This is a genomic window from Pseudomonas sp. PDM31, assembly GCF_019218965.1.
GTDB lineage: Bacteria > Pseudomonadota > Gammaproteobacteria > Pseudomonadales > Pseudomonadaceae > Aquipseudomonas.
This window is the reverse complement of sequence record NZ_JAHUWS010000048.1, coordinates 1-255: the sequence shown is the minus strand read 5'-3', so window position 1 is coordinate 255 and position 255 is coordinate 1. Positions and strand designations below refer to the sequence as shown.

Below are 255 nucleotides of genomic sequence, written 5' to 3'. Positions count from 1 at the left end.
CCCCAAACCGACACAGGTGGTTGGGTAGAGAATACCAAGGCGCTTGAGAGAACTCGGGTGAAGGAACTAGGCAAAATGGCACCGTAACTTCGGGAGAAGGTGCGCCGGTGAGGGTGAAGTACTTGCTACGTAAGCCCACGCCGGTCGAAGATACCAGGCCGCTGCGACTGTTTATTAAAAACACAGCACTCTGCAAACACGAAAGTGGACGTATAGGGTGTGACGCCTGCCCGGTGCCGGAAGGTTAATTGATGG

The 255-nt window shown here is 54.5% G+C and carries 1 rRNA gene; it reads left to right on the top strand.

Annotation, left to right across the window (positions count from 1 at the left end):
- A 23S ribosomal RNA gene (locus tag KW839_RS27400) occupies positions 1-255 on the top strand; the annotation flags it as partial.